A 1,479-nucleotide genomic window follows, 5' to 3' on the forward strand; every position below is an offset into this window, starting at 1 on the left:
GACACCCCCGACATCCGGGTCGAGGACGCCGAGGCCGGCGACCTGCACTTCAGCCTCCGCCGCCTGCTCGCGCCCTTCCGCGGCCCGCTGGCCCTGCGCCCGACAGACCTGCTGCTGATCGCCGCCACCGGCATCGCCACCGCCCTGCTGGCGGCCCTGCTGCCCGCCGTCCAGGCCGGCCGCCGCGACGTGCTCGCCGCCCTGACCGGCCGTGACACCGTCCGCCCGGCGGGGCGGTGGGTGCCGCTGCTCGGCGCGGCCACCGTGGCCGCGGGCACCGGACTCGCCCTGTACGGGGCCGTCGCCGGACAGGTCGGCGGACCGCCCGTGGTCGCCGGACTGTCCGTCCGCACCCTGTCGGTGCTGGGCGGCGCGGTCACCGCCGAACTCGGGCTGCTGCTGCTCACCCCACTGCTGCTGGCCCTGTGCGGCCGGCTCGCCGGCCGGCTACCGCTCGGCGCCCGACTCGCCCTGCGCGACACCGCCCGGCACCGCTCCCGCACCGCGCCCGCCGTCGCCGCGGTCCTCGCCGCCGTCGCCGGTGCGGTCGCCGTCGGCGTGTACACCACCGGGTCCGAGGCCCAGGACCGGGCGGCCTACCAACTCCGGCGACCGGTCGACTCCGTCCAACTGGAGACGTACGGCGACGCGGCCGCGCTGCCGCAGCTTCGCACCGCGCTCGCCCAGGACCTGCCGGACCTCGGCGAACGCGCCGACCTCTACCAGGCCGAGTACGTCTTCTGCCAGGACTGCCGGGCCACCGTCCACGCCGAGGGCGGCCAACGCTACGGACGGACCGTCACCACCCCGTTGCTGGTCGGCGACGCCGCGGTCCTGCACAACCTGCTCGCCCTGCACGACCCGGCCGCCGAGGCCGCGCTCGCCGCCGGCAAGGCCGTCGTCACCGACCCCGCCTACCTGCACGACGGTCGGGTGCTGCTGCAGATGCAGGGCGCCGGCGGCGCGGTACGGCAGGAGAGCGTGGACGGCGTCCTCGTCGAACGGCCCGCCGACCGGCGCTACGCGCCGGTGGTCGTCGGCGCGCAGACCGTCCAGCGGTTGGGCGGCCTGTCGGTGGAGCCCACCGGATCAATCTGGCTGCCCGCCGCCCCCACCCCCGAGAAGGCCGAACGACGGGCCGCCGCCACCGTCGCCCGGCTCGCCCCGCACGCCACCCTCGAGGTGGAACGCGGCTACCGGCCGACCAACAGCCTGATCGGAGTGGCACTGAGCGCTTTCGCCGCCGTGGTGGTCCTCGGTGCGGCCGTGGTCGCCACCGCGCTCGCCGCGGCCGACGCCCGCCGCGACCGGGCCGTGCTCACCGCGATCGGCGCCCGACCGCGCACCCGGCGCACCCTGGCCGGACTCCAGGCCGGCCTGATCGCCCTGCTCGGCGCCGACCCCAGATCCGCAGAGCACTCGTCTGAACACAAGTCACCACTCCACTAAGCTCGTTTGTAGTCTTGTTGGTGTTCATCT

The 1,479-nt window shown here is 76.1% G+C and carries 1 protein-coding gene; it reads left to right on the plus strand.

The features are described 5' to 3' along the window. Positions 1-1,449: hypothetical protein (locus ABZ641_RS37030; protein WP_359988962.1), on the plus strand; the 1,449-nt coding region annotated here is incomplete at its 5' end. Positions 1,450-1,479 lie beyond the last annotated feature (30 nt).

The sequence above is a fragment of the Kitasatospora sp. NPDC007106 genome, assembly GCF_040634455.1.
In the GTDB taxonomy this organism is placed as follows: Bacteria; Actinomycetota; Actinomycetes; order Streptomycetales; family Streptomycetaceae; genus Kitasatospora; species Kitasatospora arboriphila.